The organism is Pseudoalteromonas sp. AWH4_217 (assembly GCF_056161105.1).
Map to the genome: position 1 here is coordinate 45,985 of NZ_JBSWYM010000022.1, position 14,555 is coordinate 60,539.

Sequence of the window (14,555 nt, forward strand, 5' to 3'; positions counted from 1 at the left end):
AAACCTGCAAAGAAGGATACATGCCAATGACATCGCCGATTTTGATTACCGGAGCCGCACAACGTGTAGGGCTGGCGATGGTTCAGCACTTTGTTGCTGAAGACATCCCCGTGATCATGACATATCGCACAAAACACCCGATCATCGATACGCTGATTGAACAAGGCGTGACCTGTATTCAGGCCGACTTCAATCAACCAGATGCCGTTGCAACACTGATCGCACAGGTTCAGCAGCATACCAATGCGTTAAGTGCCGTCATACATAATGCATCAAGCTGGGACTGTGAAGCGCGTAATCCGGATCACAATGCACTATTTGATGCCATGATGCACATACATGCCAAGGTTCCCTATCTACTTAATATGGGGCTGGCGCCTTTGCTGCAAAACCATGAAAGTACGGCCGATATCATTCATATTACAGATTATGTGGTCGAAAAAGGCAGCCCAAAACACATTGCTTATGCTGCCAGTAAAGCGGCATTGGATAATCTCAGTCGCTCCTTTGCTGCCAAGTACGCACCTAAGATTAAGGTCAACTCAGTGGCGCCCTCGCTGATCATTTTCAACGAGGATGACAGTGAAGAATATAAGGCCAAGACATTGAAGAAATCCATCATGGGCATTGAACCGGGCTGTCGAGAAGTGATCGACGCCGTCGAGTTGCTGCGTAAAAGTAATTACATCACCGGCCGCACCCTGGCCGTTGACGGAGGCCGCCACCTGAAATAGCAGGCCTGAGCGAATCAACTACAGTGAGTTTTATTATGCATGAAGAATTAAAAAGCAGTTTCCAGCAAATTATCACCGCCGTTGGCGAGGACAAAGATCGTGAAGGGCTGCTTGATACCCCGAAACGTGCAGCTAAGGCCATGGAATATCTAACTCAGGGCTATCGCCAGGAGCTGAGTGATGTGACCAACAATGCCGTATTTAGCTCTGATGCTGATGACATGGTTCTCATCCAGGACATAGAGCTTTATTCAATGTGTGAACATCACCTGCTGCCCTTCGTTGGTCGTGCACACATTGCTTACATTCCCAATGGCAAGGTGTTAGGCTTATCTAAGTTTGCACGCATTGTGGATATGTACGCGCGCCGCTTCCAAATCCAGGAACAGCTGACTCATCAGATTGCGCAGGCAGTCGAAGAGGTTACCGGAGCCCGCGGTGTAGGCGTGGTGATCGAGGCCAAACACATGTGCATGATGATGCGTGGTGTTGAAAAACAAAATTCACAGATGCGTACTTCAGTCATGCTGGGTAACTTCCGTGAAGATGCCAAAACACGCAATGAATTCTTACAACTACTAAAACGCTAAGGACCGCTTATGCACACGGCGATCATCAATATTACCAATCTGAGGTTACGCACTTTTATTGGGTTTAATCCCGAAGAAAGAGAAAAAAAGCAGGATGTCGTGATCAATATCGAGATCCATTACCCCGCCGATGCGGAATGCTTATTTCATGATGAAGTTGGTCATGCGCTGAACTACAAAACCATCACCAAAGCCGTGATCGCCAAAGTGGAAGACGGCCACTTTCTGTTGCTGGAGAAGCTGGTTGCTGACATTTTGACTGAATGCCATCAGCACCCAGATGTCAGTTATGCCAAAGTCAGGGTCGATAAGCCACATGCACTGCGCTTTGCCGATTCCGTGTCCTTAACACTGGAGTGGCGCAAGCCTGCATGACCTTGTCTGGCAGCGGTTTACACTAAGCCCGCTGCCAGTCCTATCACCACGGCATAGCGTAAGCCTTTGCCCAGAAATACCAGCAACAAAAAAAGCCCGAAGCGAACGCGAAATACGCCCGCAATCAGGGTCAATGGGTCGCCAACAATGGGTAACCAGGCAAACAGTAAGCTAAAGGAGCCATATTTTTGAAACTGTCTTTGCGCTTTATCCATGGCTGATCTGGAAACCGGAAACCAGCGTCGTCCCTCAAACCTGCTCACCGCGGTCCCCAAATAGTAGTTAATCACACTGCCCAGCACATTGCCCGCAGTGGCACTTAGCCACAATAACCACAGCGCGCCTTGTTGCTGTACAACCAATCCTGACAGCAAGAGCTCTGAAGAAGCCGGTAGCAAAGTAGCGGAAATAAAGGCAGATAAAAACAACGATGTATACAACATAATAATGGGCGTCTACCAATGGCCTGTGTGAAACTAATTTCACTTAATACCTGTTCAATTTGAAGGAGCAAATATGACGCTAACTGTGTTAAAAATTTCTCATTTAGAGCAACTAAATAGCAAAATTTTTGCCTTGTTATCGACCCTGTTTTCTCGCCTCAAAATAGAACACTTAATTAAGCAAATTGGTGTAATTCTGAGTTGGTCTGTTTCTGAAGAGGGCAAGCGGATACACCGCTGAAACTTGCGCTCACCTGAAAAATACGCATTAATGGGGGGTATTGTAACGCAAGGACCATAATAATGATAAAACCTCTCGCAATGGCCACTTTGGTTATCGCACTCGGTGCCCAACTCAGTGCCTGTAACGCTACACCCGATCCCGCTCCTCACAGCAAAGGCTATGAAACCTATATCCAGTCTGGAGAGCTGTTCAAGCATACTCAACTGATCAATATTGACGGTCAGCCTGTGCAGTTAGCTCAGGGCAAAAAGTTAGTCATCCTGTTCGCCACCTGGTGCTCTGATTCCCAACGAACCTTAACTGAATTGAAAGCCTCTAACCTACTGGCAGATCCCACACTTCAGGTCGTCGCCATTGGCCGGGAAGAAGACGACAAAACACTCTCTGCATTTCGTGAGTCATTCGGAGTGGACTTTACACTGGTTGCGGATCCGGATAGACAGATTTATCAGCACTACGCAAATAAAGGGATCCCGCGTCTTATTCTGCTGGATGAACACAACAGGGTAGTAAAAACACTCATTGGCGAACAGCCCGGCATTATCGACCAGGTCCGTTGGTAATGAACACGGATGTCGTCAGTATACTGACCATGGCTAAGGTGATCCAAACTGCCGTCGCCCCGGTCTTTTTGATCACCGGTATCGCGGCCACATTAGGCGTATTATCGAATCGCCTGGCCCGCATCACCGACCGCGCCAGATTGCTGGATCGCAAGCTCAACAATAGTCAGGATGAAGAACTCAAAAGCCACCTGACCCGCGAAATGCGCACCCTGCTCAAACGTTCTCGCTGCATTCACGTTGCGTTTAGTATGAGTGTTCTGTCTGCATTATTGGTCTGTGCCGTCGTTATGGTGCTATTTGTCTCTCACCTGTACACACTGTCACTGGGCGTTACCCTCTCCAGCTGTTTTATTGGTGCTATGTTGCTATTGATTTGCGCATTTGTGGCATTGCTGGCCGAAGTCTTTCTCGCCACTCGCAGCATGCGCCGGGGCATGATCTTTAAAGACATTGGTGACTAATACCAATGATACGGATTGGCAGAGCCGTGCTGTCAGATACCCGCCAATCAGAAACATTCAACGCATCGCTCAGCCTGAGACTTCAGCCTGAGCGGCGGCCTCAAAACTCCTTTGCAACCTACTTCTCACTGAATCCCCAACCTTTAGCTACGCTCGCCCCTTGCAGATGCCGAGCCGCATTACATACCACACTCTGAGCGGGGTCCTCATCCAGTTCAATTTCAGCGTACTATTTTATTCAGCTGCACACATAAAAAAACCGCCCCGGGAAGCCCGGGGCGGTTTTTCAACTAATGCTTAGTTAGTTGCTTACTTACGCTTACGGCGACGTAGTGCTGCAAACGGTGCTGCAAGTAACGTCAACCAAGCCAGTGAACCTGAATCGTCGTCGTCATTGTCATCACCACCGGTTACGTTAGTCACGTTAACACGTACAGTTACAACCTCAGATACAAATTGTGCAGAGTCTTTCGCCTGAACCTGGAAGCTCACTTCTTTTTCAAATTCGAAGTCAATTTCGCCGCTCACACGGATGGCGCCATCAGCGTCAACAGTGAACAGGTTAGTACCAGTTACGATGAACTCAGTCACTGGTGATACGTCTGCATCAGGGTCAGAGTAAGCCAGTCTGCCAACAACAGTGCCCAGCTGAGCGTTCTCAGTTACAGAGAAGATTTGACCGTGGTCAATCACTGGTGCGTGTAATGAAGGATTCAGTACAACATCAACAGTAACTTCAACCATCTCAGACTTCAGGCCTACGCTGTCTTCAACCATCACTTTGAATGTATAGCTTGGTACTGCCAGCTGGTTGATTTCAGCCGTTGTTACCAGCTCACCTTTCTCGTTGATTTCGAACAGGTCAGTGCCTTCTACTTCACCGCCAACAATGCCGTCAGCTGCGCTTTCAAATACAGAGTAGTCAAGCATACCAACGACTGTACCTGCTGGTGCACCGTCCATCATGCTGAACATTTGACCGTGTGCAACCACAGGCATTTCGTCATGCTCATTGGTCACTGCGATTTCAATGTCAGTCATAGTCGAAGAACCCATAGTGTCCATCGCCATCACTTTCAGCTCTACGCTTTCAACGCCCATCTCAAAGTCTAGGTACTCAGAGCTTACCAGAGAGATAACCCCTTTGTTATCGATTGCGAAGCTGCTAGCGTGCATGCCATCCAGACGGTAGCCCAGGATTGGGAACGCTGGAGACTCATCACCGAAGCTCACTGTTGCAACAGGCATTGGCTCAGCGTTTTCGCTCACGCTCAGGTCACCCTCAACAACCAGCTCAGGTAGTGCAGGTACGTCCAGGTCACCAGGAACAACTGCCATTACGTTTGTGCCCGCAGTTGATGTGAATGCAAACGGCATATCGAACTCAACAGTCGCTTTTGCACCAGGCGCCAGCTCTTTCAGCGCTTCGCCTTCACCGTCTTTCAGTGCCACAGTTGGGTTCATACCGAAGATGAAGCCACCGTTCGCTGAATCCATTGGCGCACCCCAGATACCAGACTGCCAGTGTGCTTCACCAACGAACGCTTCAACACCAACTGGCATGCCAACCATATCTGCATTCAAACCAAACAGGTCAGAACACGCTGTGAAGGTCACAGTGTCTTCACCTGACTCGTGCAGCATAGGTGTACCCCACTCCCACTGGTCATCGCCATTAACGATTGAACCAATCAGCGTACGGCTACGACCACGTACTGCAGGGTTATTACCGGTATCGTTCAGTTTCGTTACGAACTTATCAGCAATACCGTCGTTGTTAAGGTCTAACTCAAGACGATAGCCCGCCTGACGCAGGTGGTTAATGCCATCTTGTAACTGCAGTGAGAAAGAAGTTGAGATGCCAGAATCACAGTTGTCGTTCAAGAATGCAGCTGTAGTCACTGCTTTGATGTCAAAACGACGATCATCATCTTCGCTGGTCAATACAACTTGCTCAGCCATACCAGAGATAGCCACAGCACCGGTGTTCTCAACCATCAGCGATGACATTTGCTCACCCGCTTCGATGCTGAATTCAGCATCTGCCGCTGCTTTTGGTAGCACGTGATAAACAACATGTAGATCGTGGTCGCCTTCAGTTGCAGCATCATCAAAGATTAGCGCACCGTCGTACTCAGCCAGGTCTAGTGCTTCAACACTTTTCGCCAGTTCATCGTTGTCGAACGGGTTCATGATGCCAAACTCAGGTAGCTTGCTTGGATCAATCGTCATGTCAACGTCAATCAGAATTGTCTGACCCGCTGGTACAATAACCTGTGCTGGGTGTTCGAACGTTACAGCGCCTGAATCCACATCGTTCTGATAACGGTGGTCCATACGCAGGTTATATGTGCGTTCTTCGTTTGAGTAGTTACGTAGTACTACAGACTTAGTATAAGTTTGAGTCTCTGCAAGACGCTTAGCACCGAACGACAATGCCGCCTGCTTAGTGTCAAACTCAGGCAGGTCTACCCAAGCTGCAACCGGAGACGCAATGGCTTTTTCAACGTCAACCAGACCAGCACCGATGCGGCTGATAGGTGCCAGCGGTGAGTCAGGGTTTACGTTTGTTGATTCAACCGTGATGTTCAGGTCAGCGGTGTTCATCAGAATCGCTTTAACTTCCAGAGCATCAAGCTCAGGGCGCGCTTCTTTCACTAGCGCCAATGCACCAGCCGTGATTGGGCCAGACATAGAGGTACCAGACTTACGGTGTAGCTGATCACCCGTACCCGGAGCCGCAGCCAGGATGTTTGAACCCGGAGCCGCAATTTCAGGCTTCAGCAGGCCGTCCATTGAAGGACCACGTGATGAGAAGTCAGATACGCCACCCGGAGACGCTTTAACAACACCAGAGACACTGTAAGTGGCTTTGCCGCCATCTTTCATTTGCTCTTTAAGTTTTGCACCTGCTGCGAAGTTCAGACCTGCAGACGGGATAGTCACAGCATCGTCGCTACCACCCATAGGCGCCGGAGTGCCGTCATCGTTGTTGTTTGCGATGAATACAAATACTGCACCACGCTCTTGGGCATTCAGTACTTTCTCAGTGAACGCACAGGCGCCACGGTCAATCAGTACTGCTTTACCAGTAAAGTCCATGTCTGCAAACGGGTTTGCATCTTCGTCCAGATCACAACCGTTTTGGTTTGCTTCTGGGTAAACCAGTTCAGCATTGTCTTGAGTAAAGTCAAACGCAACCTGAGGACCAAAGCTTGCAGGTTGAACGACCGTTGCTTCGCCAGCAACCGTTGCTTCACCGAACAAGCGCTCAAATGTAGGGTGCGTCAAAGAGGCTACAGACAGCGCGTTAGGCGTTGTACTTGGACCACCAACACGGAACGGAATGTCATCATCGTTACCTGCAGAGATAATCATGTTCGTGCCTAGTTTAACAGCACGATGGATCAGGTAGCCCGTACCAGAAGAAACATCAGTATCACCAAACTCACCACCCAGTGACATGTTCATCAGGTCTACGCGGTCGCTGATGTCGCCATCACCATTTGGATCCATTGCAGACTCAAGCGCTTTAACCTGTGCATCGAAAGGACAGCCGCCGCCACATACAGAGTAAACGTAAAGCTCAACGTCCGGAGCGATACCTGTTAAATCGTGCGATACGTGTGTACCGTGGTCAGACAGCTCATCTGCCTCTGGACGGTATGTAGGATCGTCTTCAATCGGATCTGGGTCATCACGCATGTGGTCGTAACCACCTACGACCATACCCTGTGGCCAGCTTACTGTTGTTGGATCTTCAGCAGCCGCTTTATAGTCATCTAGCGTACCAGCTGCTTCATTGAATACTTTGTGTGTGTAGTCGATACCAGTATCTAGTACAGCAACACGTACACCTTTACCTGTTACGTCTAGTTCGTTACGAACTTTAGTCGCACCGATATAGTCAGAACTTGCTTCAACAAACAAGCGGTCTTCACGTAGTGGAAGAATACGGTCAACCATTTCGTTTTTGCTGAGTGCTTTCAGTGCATCTTCAGACGCTTGTACGATCAGTGTTGAGGCTAGTACTTTCGTTGAGCCTAGGATTTTCACCCGCGGGTCAAGTGCACGCATTTGCTCTTTCATCTGGAACTGAGCTTGTTGCACTGATGAGAAAGTTTGCTTAGCAGCTTCAGCGCTGTACGTGCCTTCAGACATCAGGTCAACCGCTGTAGATTGTTTCAGAACAACCAGGAACGCTTCTGCTCTTTCCTGTTGCGGGTTGCTGAGTGCTTCAGCTTGTACCTTCAAAGAAGCAGGAGCTGCTGGAAGCTGCGTTGCAGCCGTGGCAGATGCTGCCATCAATGCACCAGAGACAGCTGTTGCTACCGCGGTGGCTTTAAATGAATACTTGGCCATAGTTTCCCCTAGGACTTGTTGTTGAAATGATGTTTCTTTTAATTTTAGAGAGTAGATTCGCTCATCAATATAATGTGACTTCGCGGTTAATTACAATATTAAACAAACAAAGAAGTTACAAAATTTGCAAGCAAATCACATGTCTCACTGTAACCCCATGTTTATAAAGAAATTTGAAACTGTAAACAAACGTAAACCAACCCATCATCATGTTGTCACATTGATGAGTTTGTAAAACGTGATGAACAAAATACACACAAATCGACTATATAATCTAGTTCAGAATTCCCATCTCGTCTAAGAGACTTGCAATATCTTTTATAAAGCCTTAGAACAGAGTCAGTTTTTTAATTGAGGGGTCGAAATGAGAATTACACTTTTATTAACAAGCCTGTTAACTGGGCTGTCTTTGAATGTTCAGGCAAGTTCATTATTCGAAAAGCCGGAAGATGCAATTGAATACCGTAAAGCAGCGTTTCAGCTGATCCGTTACCAGATTGGGGATATGGGCGACATGCTCAAAGGTAAAGTCCCGTTTGACGCAGAACGCTTTAAACAACGTGCAAATAATGCAGCTCAGTTGTCTGCCATGCCATGGGAAGCATTCCCGGCTGGATCAGATAAAGGCGAAACAGACGCACTGCCTGCTATCTGGTCTGACAGAGCAACCTTTGACAGCAAAGCACAGGCATTCGCAGATTATGCGCAAAAGCTGGCTGTAGCGGCGGAATCAGGCGATAAGAAAGTCATTGGTGCAGCATTTAAGAACTGGGCGAAGGGCTGTAAAGACTGCCACAACTCGTTCAAAGACTAAGCATCTAAACAAGTAAGGCAGCAAATGCTGCCTTATCATTTAACGCTCAAGCGAGGTAACAATCCCGCAATCAAGCTCAATCATCTAAGAAATCTAGATCATCCTCTCCCAGATTACGCTTCAGGCGTTTTTGTTCCAAATAATCATCCAGACGACGCTTCACCCGCTTCTTTTGCTGGGCCTGCAACTCTTTGTCTAACGAGCCAAAGTCGTCTTCATAATCTTCATCTAACGGATCATAGGAAAATGTTTTACCCACGATAAGCTCCAAAACTTAAATTCGCTAACTAGTCCGGCAGTTCATGCAATGATGAGCCTGCTTAAGTTAGTATTTAGCGCTAAATTCAGGCGCTGAAAAGCAAGACATTTTTATCTATACGATAAAAATTTTTTATTATGCTTTTGCACAAAAAACACACTAGTCAAAAGCACCACTTTTTGGTCATATTGATGAACAAAACAGCTAATGCATCGCACAGGAAAATACGGCGTTTCTATAATAATCAATAAGTTAATAAATTGGCATTGTTCTTGTTGGTTCTTCCTTGTCATCAACACACCAAGGACCACTATTATGAAAACTATACTGCTTGCTTCAACGTTGGCGTTATCTACCCAGGTGGCAGCCCACACAGATAACCATTTTTCTGTCAGCACGGATGAATGCGCTGTTGATTTTAAAAACGACGTACAGATCACCCCTGATCAGGTATTTATCAAAAATGGCAACGGCCAGCCTGTGATGATAGACGCGCAAGGCTTCCTGTTTATTGCAGATCAACCCGTTTCGCTGAACCAGGATGAACGCATGGCCATGCAGACATATGCCGATACGCTCAGAGCCGAGCTGCCCAAAGTGGCCAGTATTGCATTGCAGGGCGTAGAACTGGCTGGCGTCGCTATTGAAGAAGTGGCAACCGCGTTTAATCTGCACAACTTCGATTCCTTGTCGGGCCTGATGGATGAACTGCATACAGAGATTGAGGGCGCGTTTTATCAGCAAGGCACCTTTGTGATGGGAGAGCAGGCCTTCAATGAATTCGGTGAGCAGTTTGAGCATCAGTTTGAAGAAAAAATAGAACAAGCAATAGAAGGCGCCATGATGGAATCCATTGGCAGCCTGCTGGTCGCCATCGGCTCAGAAATGGTCAGTTCAGGCGGCGATATGGACCGCTTTGAACAGCGCATGGAAAACCTGGGTGCCGAAATTGAACAAAAGATAGAGCACCAGGCAAAAGCGCTGGAACTACAAGCCAACGCTTTGTGTGGCAACTTCAAGACCATTGCAGAACAAGAATCTCAGCTCAGCGCCATGATCCCCCAAATGAAAGGGTATCAGTTGTTCGCGTACCGCTAAACCTAGGTTTATCCCTGCACAGTCGGCCACACTTGCATAAGTTCAATACTTAGCGCATGTGTGGCTGCTTTTTCGCTTGTGCCACCAAAGTGCCCAGCGTACGCACATAGCCTTCCATATGCTCGCACCAGGGCAGACCATAGCTGATCCGCACACAGCTGCGGTAACGCTCATAGGCGCTGAATATGGCACCCGGTGCCACACTGATCCCAGCCTGAAGCGCAAGCTGAAAGAACAAACCGCCATCATAGCCTTCACCCAGGTCCAGCCACAATACACATCCCCCTTTGGGGTCGCTGACCCGGACGTGCTCCGGAAAGTACTTCTGTACTGCCAGGCGCATTTTCTGCTTGTTGTCGTGCAGCCGCTTGCGTAACTGGCGCAGATGCCGCTGAAACTCGCCACTGGCCATGAAATCTGCCAGCGCCCATTGATTCATCATAGGGGCCGAACAACTCAGCGCGCGCTTAAAGCGCTTCGCCCGTGCACTGTATGGTCCCGCCAGCATCCAGCCCACCCGGTAGCCAGGCGCAACGGTCTTAGAAAACGACGAACAGGTCAATACTTCACCCGGCTGGGCAAAGCACTGTGCCGGTCTGATCCGCTGTTCGCCAAAATACAAGTCTCCATACACATCGTCTTCAATCAGAGTCACATCATGAGCACGCAATAATTGCAGCAACTGCTGCATCCGGGATTCGGGCATCTGGCTACCCAGCGGGTTATTGATACTGGTCGAGAATACACAAGCTTTAATGGAGTGCCGTGCCAGCGCGGCACTGAGGTCGTCAAGCCACAGCCCATCGTCCGGACAGACCGGGATTTCAATCGCTTTCAGACCCAGATTTTCGACCAGCTCCACAATGCCAAAGTAACAGGGCGATTCGATCGCGACGATATCGCCAGGCTGGGTCACACACTGCAGGGCAATGGCTATAGCCTCCTGCGCCCCATTGGTGATGATCAGGTCATCACTGTTCACGGTCAGCCCCAGTGCCAGATATTGCTGCACTATCTGCGTTTTTAGCATCATCAGGCCATCAATTGCGCCATAGTCGAGCATTCTCTCCTGAGCCTGACGCATGGCCTGGCGCATACTTCTGGCCAGAGCCTGTTGCGGACTGGCAGCAGCTACGGGGTTGGCAAGTCCCAGCGGCGCCACATCGGGAAGATGGATCCCCTCATATACCTGCTCAATCAGTTGCTGTTTGTTCACCATCACAGGTTTTGCTGGCAACTTACTGCGCTTGGGCGTGGCGGTGGGATGACCGCTTTGCAAAAAGTAACCAGACTTTTCCCGGGCCACAACCTGACCCGACATCTCTAACTGCTGATAGGCTTGCTGCACCGTAGGAATACTCACGCGTAGTCGACCCGCCATCGCTCTGAGTGACGGCAGTTTATCGCCAGGATTCAGCAACCCCTGCTCCACCATCTCACGTATCACAGTGATCACTTGCTGATATAAATAATCGGGTTTTAGGCTGGTCTGACTCATGGCACGCTCAATCTGTATAGGTCTAAAAACACATTTTTTGTATCTGGCATATACAGAATATATCGTTAAACTGGCCACGCTGACTAGTCCTTGTTGTGAGATGAAAGAATGAACAACGTCTTTTTGTATACGATCACTGTCCTTATCTGGGGCTCAACGTGGCTGGCGATTGAGTTTCAGCTGGGCACGGTCGACGAAGTGGTCTCTTTGTTTTACCGCTTTGCAATTTCTGCGGCCTGCATGTGGTGCTATGTGCTTATCAAGCGCCCTCCCATGCGCTACTCGCTCACGGATCATGGCTTTTTTATGCTGCTGGCTCTGGGTAACTTTGGGCTAAATTATCTGTTGTTATACTGGGCGCAGGGCAGCCTGACCTCTGCCATGGCGTCGATTGCCTTTTCGCTGCTGCTGGTTGCCAATATCGTCAATACCCGGCTGTTTTTTGCCAAGCCCATTGCCGGGCGTATTTATATCGGTGCCACACTGGGGCTGGGTGGTATTGTTAGTTTATTCTGGCAGGACTTAGTCAGCGCCGATCTGAACAGCGAGGCATTCATTGGCTTGCTACTGGCACTGGCCGGCATGTTTACCGCATCACTGGGCAATATGGTCAGTGTACGTAATTCCAACCGCCAGATTGGCGTACTGCAAGGCAATGCCTGGGGTATGTTGTACAGTGCGCTGTTTTTAGGCGGCTATGTGGCACTCAGCCCGCTACAATTTAGTATTGAAGCCAGTGCCAGTTACTGGGGCTCTTTGTTGTATCTGTCGGTATTCGGTACCGTCATCGCGTTTGCCTGTTATTTCCACCTGCTCAAAAACATTGGACCGGAAAAAGCCAGTTACCTGATCGTCCTGTTTCCTCTGGTGGCCGTCACACTCAGTACCTGGTTTGAAGGGTTTGTCTGGCAGCTTAACACCTTTATCGGATTTTCTCTGGTACTGATCGGCAACGCCATTGTACTCACGCCCTATCAGCGTATTCGCGCCTGGCTTAGTCCGGCAAGAACGTCTCAGGCAGAGTCCTGAGGTGTAAGGCACCCGGGAGGCTTCGGATTGTGACTGGTGTTTGCGCCACCAGATCGCCATCTGCCTCCACCATCAGGTTAGGCGTTGTAATGGTTAATTCAGCACGTTTTTCACGATATACCCAGGGCAAGCGCTGGTGACATCCAACCAGCATCGCCGCAAACACCACTAAACGCTGCCACCAGGCGCTGGCACTAAACCACATACATTCCAGCTGACCGTCGTGTAGCCTGGCACACGGTGCTGGCTGCAACCCGGCTGCAAAATAACGACCATTGGCCAGCAGCAGCATCATCCCCTGCTCCAGCACAGGGCCTTGCGACGTGGCAACGCTGACAGTCGGCGCCCAGAACAGCTGCCTGATCCCACCCCATACATAACTCAGTGCCCCGGCGCGTTTATTACCCCGCATACGCTGCACCACCTCAGCATTAAAGCCGACCCCGGCAATATTGACGAAGTAGCGCTCACCGATGGCACCCAGATCTATCGCGACACTGTGAGCAGAAAAAACGGCCGCTCTCCAGTGTCGCTCTGCGTAACCAAACTGACGGCAAAAATCATTCCCCGTGCCTGCAGGCAGGCAAGCCAGTGCAATAGGTAAACCAACTATGGCATTCACAACCAGATTGATGGTGCCATCTCCGCCTACCACCACAACCTGTTGCTGGTCCTGCGCCAGGGCCCTGATCGCTTTGCAATCCTGACCGAAGAAGCCACTCGTATCGTACCAGCGAACGACCAGCTGACGTTGCTTTACCTGAGCCCGCAACCAATTTAACTGCCGTTGCAACTTCCGCCCACTTCCCGGCTTATAAACAACTAACAAAACACCCTCTCAAAAACAAACTCAACTTATCTGAATAATTACCCAAAAATAAAGGCACAAAAAACAAAGAACAACATCAAGACATTGATAAATAATAATTTTGAGAAAACCCACCCATTTGAACGACTGAATAAACAATCATTTATATAATTTACTCAAAGCAAAACACCCGAGATTTCCATTAGTTTTTCTAATCCCTCATCAACAATTTTTATCGTTTTATTTTTAGTCACAATGCACGCAAAATAACCATGTCGATACAGACAACATTGTTACTTTTAAGATTTTGAGGAGTCAGACATGCTTAATTCAGCTGCAGCGTGCAGCAACACGCAAACCACCCTAAACACAGCCACAGCGCCTGATAACAAGCGCCGCGTTAACCTAAAGGCATGGTTAAATACTGTGGGTAAACAACTGATGTTAAGTCAGGTGGTTATGTATAAGTAAGTCTGCCTCGGGCATGTTCCCCCCAACCGTACATGCCCATTTTCTACACTTCCCCTGTCACTCAATATCATAAAATGCGCTTTATCGCCCAGATTTCATTCAAGTTAATAAAAAAAGCCACATTTGAGTACAAAAATTAAGCAAACAAATTAAAAACTATTTACAGCATCAAATTCGCTAAGTATTATCTTTGCCCATGGAGAGATGGCTGAGTGGTTGAAAGCACCGGTCTTGAAAACCGGCATACGTTAATAGCGTATCTAGGGTTCAAATCCCTATCTCTCCGCCATTTTTAAGTTTTTGCGCCGGAGAGGTGGCCGAGTGGCTGAAGGCGCTCCCCTGCTAAGGGAGTATAGGGTTTGTAGCCCTATCGAGGGTTCGAATCCCTCCTTCTCCGCCATTAATAATAGAAAAACCGCCTTTACTGGCGGTTTTTTTATGTCCAAATTTTACCTCTTCACGAATGAGAAGGTGGGTGAGAACCCTCGACCAGGGTTCGACAATTTTGTCTGGAACAAATTTGAACGCACTTCAGTGCGGCCCGCAGGGCAAAATACAGGACGTATTTTGTCATCCCTCCTTCTCCGCCATTGCTTTTAAGAGAACCGTCCCAATGTGGACGGTTTTTTTATGCCCGAAATAAACCTGTTCACGAATGAGAAGGTGGGTGAGAACCCTCGACCAGGGTTCGACAATTTTGTCTGGAACAAAATTGAACGCACTTCAGTGCGGCCCGCAGGGCAAAATACAGGACGTATTTTGTCATCCCTCCTTCTCCGCCATTGCTTTTAAGAGAACCGTCC

The 14,555-nt window shown here is 48.7% G+C and carries 13 protein-coding genes and 2 tRNA genes; 10 read left to right on the plus strand and 5 right to left on the minus strand.

The genetic code is table 11. From position 1 onward, the window contains the following. The first annotated feature begins 26 nt into the window (after positions 1–26). From folM to folX, 3 genes are read left to right on the plus strand one after another with little or no spacing between them, the layout of a single operon-like run. The gene (folM, locus tag ACXAH1_RS21260; RefSeq protein ID WP_475199451.1) at positions 27–734 is read left to right on the plus strand and encodes a dihydromonapterin reductase; all 708 of its coding nucleotides are present in this window, start codon (positions 27–29) and stop codon (positions 732–734) included. A gap of 35 nt (positions 735–769) precedes the next feature. Next, on the plus strand, positions 770–1,324 hold the full coding sequence (gene folE / locus ACXAH1_RS21265; RefSeq protein ID WP_054017374.1) for a GTP cyclohydrolase I FolE: 555 nt from the start codon (positions 770–772) through the stop codon (positions 1,322–1,324). Positions 1,325–1,333: 9 nt separating this feature from the next. Next, entirely contained in the window at positions 1,334–1,699 is a 366-nt protein-coding gene (gene folX, locus ACXAH1_RS21270; RefSeq protein WP_054017373.1) for a dihydroneopterin triphosphate 2'-epimerase, read from the plus strand. 17 nt (positions 1,700–1,716) lie between these two features. Here folX and ACXAH1_RS21275 read toward each other — a convergent pair whose 3' ends face one another. Beyond that, positions 1,717–2,142 (minus strand): YqaA family protein, encoded by a 426-nt coding sequence (locus ACXAH1_RS21275; RefSeq protein WP_475199452.1) that lies wholly within the window; start codon positions 2,140–2,142, stop codon positions 1,717–1,719. 303 nt (positions 2,143–2,445) lie between these two features. On the opposite strand from ACXAH1_RS21275, the gene ACXAH1_RS21280 reads away from it, so the two are divergent. Together ACXAH1_RS21280 and ACXAH1_RS21285 are read left to right on the plus strand one after the other, a co-directional pair. Beyond that, positions 2,446–2,949 carry a TlpA family protein disulfide reductase gene (locus ACXAH1_RS21280; protein ID WP_475199453.1) on the plus strand — a complete coding sequence of 168 codons (504 nt, stop codon included), beginning with the start codon at positions 2,446–2,448 and terminating at the stop codon, positions 2,947–2,949. After that, positions 2,949–3,413: a DUF2721 domain-containing protein gene (locus tag ACXAH1_RS21285; RefSeq protein WP_253050753.1), complete on the plus strand. Its 465-nt coding sequence runs from the start codon at positions 2,949–2,951 to the stop codon at positions 3,411–3,413. The genes ACXAH1_RS21280 and ACXAH1_RS21285 overlap by 1 nt, the downstream gene beginning before the upstream one ends. Before the next feature lie 309 nt (positions 3,414–3,722). On the opposite strand, the gene ACXAH1_RS21290 is transcribed toward ACXAH1_RS21285, so the two are convergent. After that, positions 3,723–7,775, minus strand: coding sequence for a S8 family serine peptidase (locus ACXAH1_RS21290; RefSeq protein ID WP_475199455.1), 4,053 nt, complete (start codon positions 7,773–7,775; stop codon positions 3,723–3,725). Positions 7,776–8,139: 364 nt separating this feature from the next. Here ACXAH1_RS21290 and ACXAH1_RS21295 point away from each other — a divergent pair, with 364 nt between their 5' ends. Beyond that, positions 8,140–8,589: a c-type cytochrome gene (locus ACXAH1_RS21295; protein WP_475199457.1), complete on the plus strand. Its 450-nt coding sequence runs from the start codon at positions 8,140–8,142 to the stop codon at positions 8,587–8,589. A 76-nt stretch (positions 8,590–8,665) separates the two neighbouring features. Here the strand turns inward: ACXAH1_RS21295 and ACXAH1_RS21300 are convergent, their stop codons facing one another. Next, positions 8,666–8,848, minus strand: a complete 183-nt coding sequence (locus ACXAH1_RS21300; RefSeq protein WP_054017367.1) for a PA3496 family putative envelope integrity protein — start codon at positions 8,846–8,848, stop codon at positions 8,666–8,668. A 315-nt stretch (positions 8,849–9,163) separates the two neighbouring features. On the opposite strand from ACXAH1_RS21300, the gene ACXAH1_RS21305 reads away from it, so the two are divergent. Further along, positions 9,164–9,946 carry a YggN family protein gene (locus ACXAH1_RS21305; protein ID WP_475199458.1) on the plus strand — a complete coding sequence of 261 codons (783 nt, stop codon included), beginning with the start codon at positions 9,164–9,166 and terminating at the stop codon, positions 9,944–9,946. Between the two features lie 49 nt (positions 9,947–9,995). Here the strand turns inward: ACXAH1_RS21305 and ACXAH1_RS21310 are convergent, their stop codons facing one another. After that, positions 9,996–11,444 carry an aminotransferase-like domain-containing protein gene (locus tag ACXAH1_RS21310; protein WP_253050748.1) on the minus strand — a complete coding sequence of 483 codons (1,449 nt, stop codon included), beginning with the start codon at positions 11,442–11,444 and terminating at the stop codon, positions 9,996–9,998. A gap of 108 nt (positions 11,445–11,552) precedes the next feature. Between ACXAH1_RS21310 and ACXAH1_RS21315 the strand changes: the two genes are divergently transcribed. After that, on the plus strand, positions 11,553–12,473 hold the full coding sequence (locus ACXAH1_RS21315; RefSeq protein ID WP_475199461.1) for a DMT family transporter: 921 nt from the start codon (positions 11,553–11,555) through the stop codon (positions 12,471–12,473). On the opposite strand, the gene ACXAH1_RS21320 is transcribed toward ACXAH1_RS21315, so the two are convergent. Then, complete coding sequence (locus ACXAH1_RS21320; RefSeq protein ID WP_475199463.1) at positions 12,439–13,302, minus strand: diacylglycerol/lipid kinase family protein; 864 nt, start codon at positions 13,300–13,302, stop codon at positions 12,439–12,441. The genes ACXAH1_RS21315 and ACXAH1_RS21320 overlap by 35 nt on opposite strands. Before the next feature lie 648 nt (positions 13,303–13,950). On the opposite strand from ACXAH1_RS21320, the gene ACXAH1_RS21325 reads away from it, so the two are divergent. Then, positions 13,951–14,041 (plus strand) — tRNA-Ser (locus ACXAH1_RS21325). A gap of 18 nt (positions 14,042–14,059) precedes the next feature. Further along, positions 14,060–14,152: transfer RNA gene (locus ACXAH1_RS21330), tRNA-Ser, on the plus strand. The last annotated feature ends 403 nt before the right edge of the window (positions 14,153–14,555 follow it).

What these genes read in the sequence shown, in the direction of transcription:
- folM (WP_475199451.1), top strand. Translation starts at nt 27, where the DNA reads ATGACATCGCCGATTTTGATTACCGGAGCCGCACAACGTGTAGGGCTG.
- folX (WP_054017373.1), top strand. Translation starts at nt 1,334, where the DNA reads ATGCACACGGCGATCATCAATATTACCAATCTGAGGTTACGCACTTTT.
- ACXAH1_RS21290 (WP_475199455.1), bottom strand. Translation starts at nt 7,775, where the DNA reads ATGGCCAAGTATTCATTTAAAGCCACCGCGGTAGCAACAGCTGTCTCT.
- ACXAH1_RS21315 (WP_475199461.1), top strand. Translation starts at nt 11,553, where the DNA reads ATGAACAACGTCTTTTTGTATACGATCACTGTCCTTATCTGGGGCTCA.
- ACXAH1_RS21310 (WP_253050748.1), bottom strand. Translation starts at nt 11,444, where the DNA reads ATGAGTCAGACCAGCCTAAAACCCGATTATTTATATCAGCAAGTGATC.
- folE (WP_054017374.1), top strand. Translation starts at nt 770, where the DNA reads ATGCATGAAGAATTAAAAAGCAGTTTCCAGCAAATTATCACCGCCGTT.
- ACXAH1_RS21285 (WP_253050753.1), top strand. Translation starts at nt 2,949, where the DNA reads ATGAACACGGATGTCGTCAGTATACTGACCATGGCTAAGGTGATCCAA.
- ACXAH1_RS21275 (WP_475199452.1), bottom strand. Translation starts at nt 2,142, where the DNA reads ATGTTGTATACATCGTTGTTTTTATCTGCCTTTATTTCCGCTACTTTG.
- ACXAH1_RS21280 (WP_475199453.1), top strand. Translation starts at nt 2,446, where the DNA reads ATGATAAAACCTCTCGCAATGGCCACTTTGGTTATCGCACTCGGTGCC.
- ACXAH1_RS21295 (WP_475199457.1), top strand. Translation starts at nt 8,140, where the DNA reads ATGAGAATTACACTTTTATTAACAAGCCTGTTAACTGGGCTGTCTTTG.
- ACXAH1_RS21305 (WP_475199458.1), top strand. Translation starts at nt 9,164, where the DNA reads ATGAAAACTATACTGCTTGCTTCAACGTTGGCGTTATCTACCCAGGTG.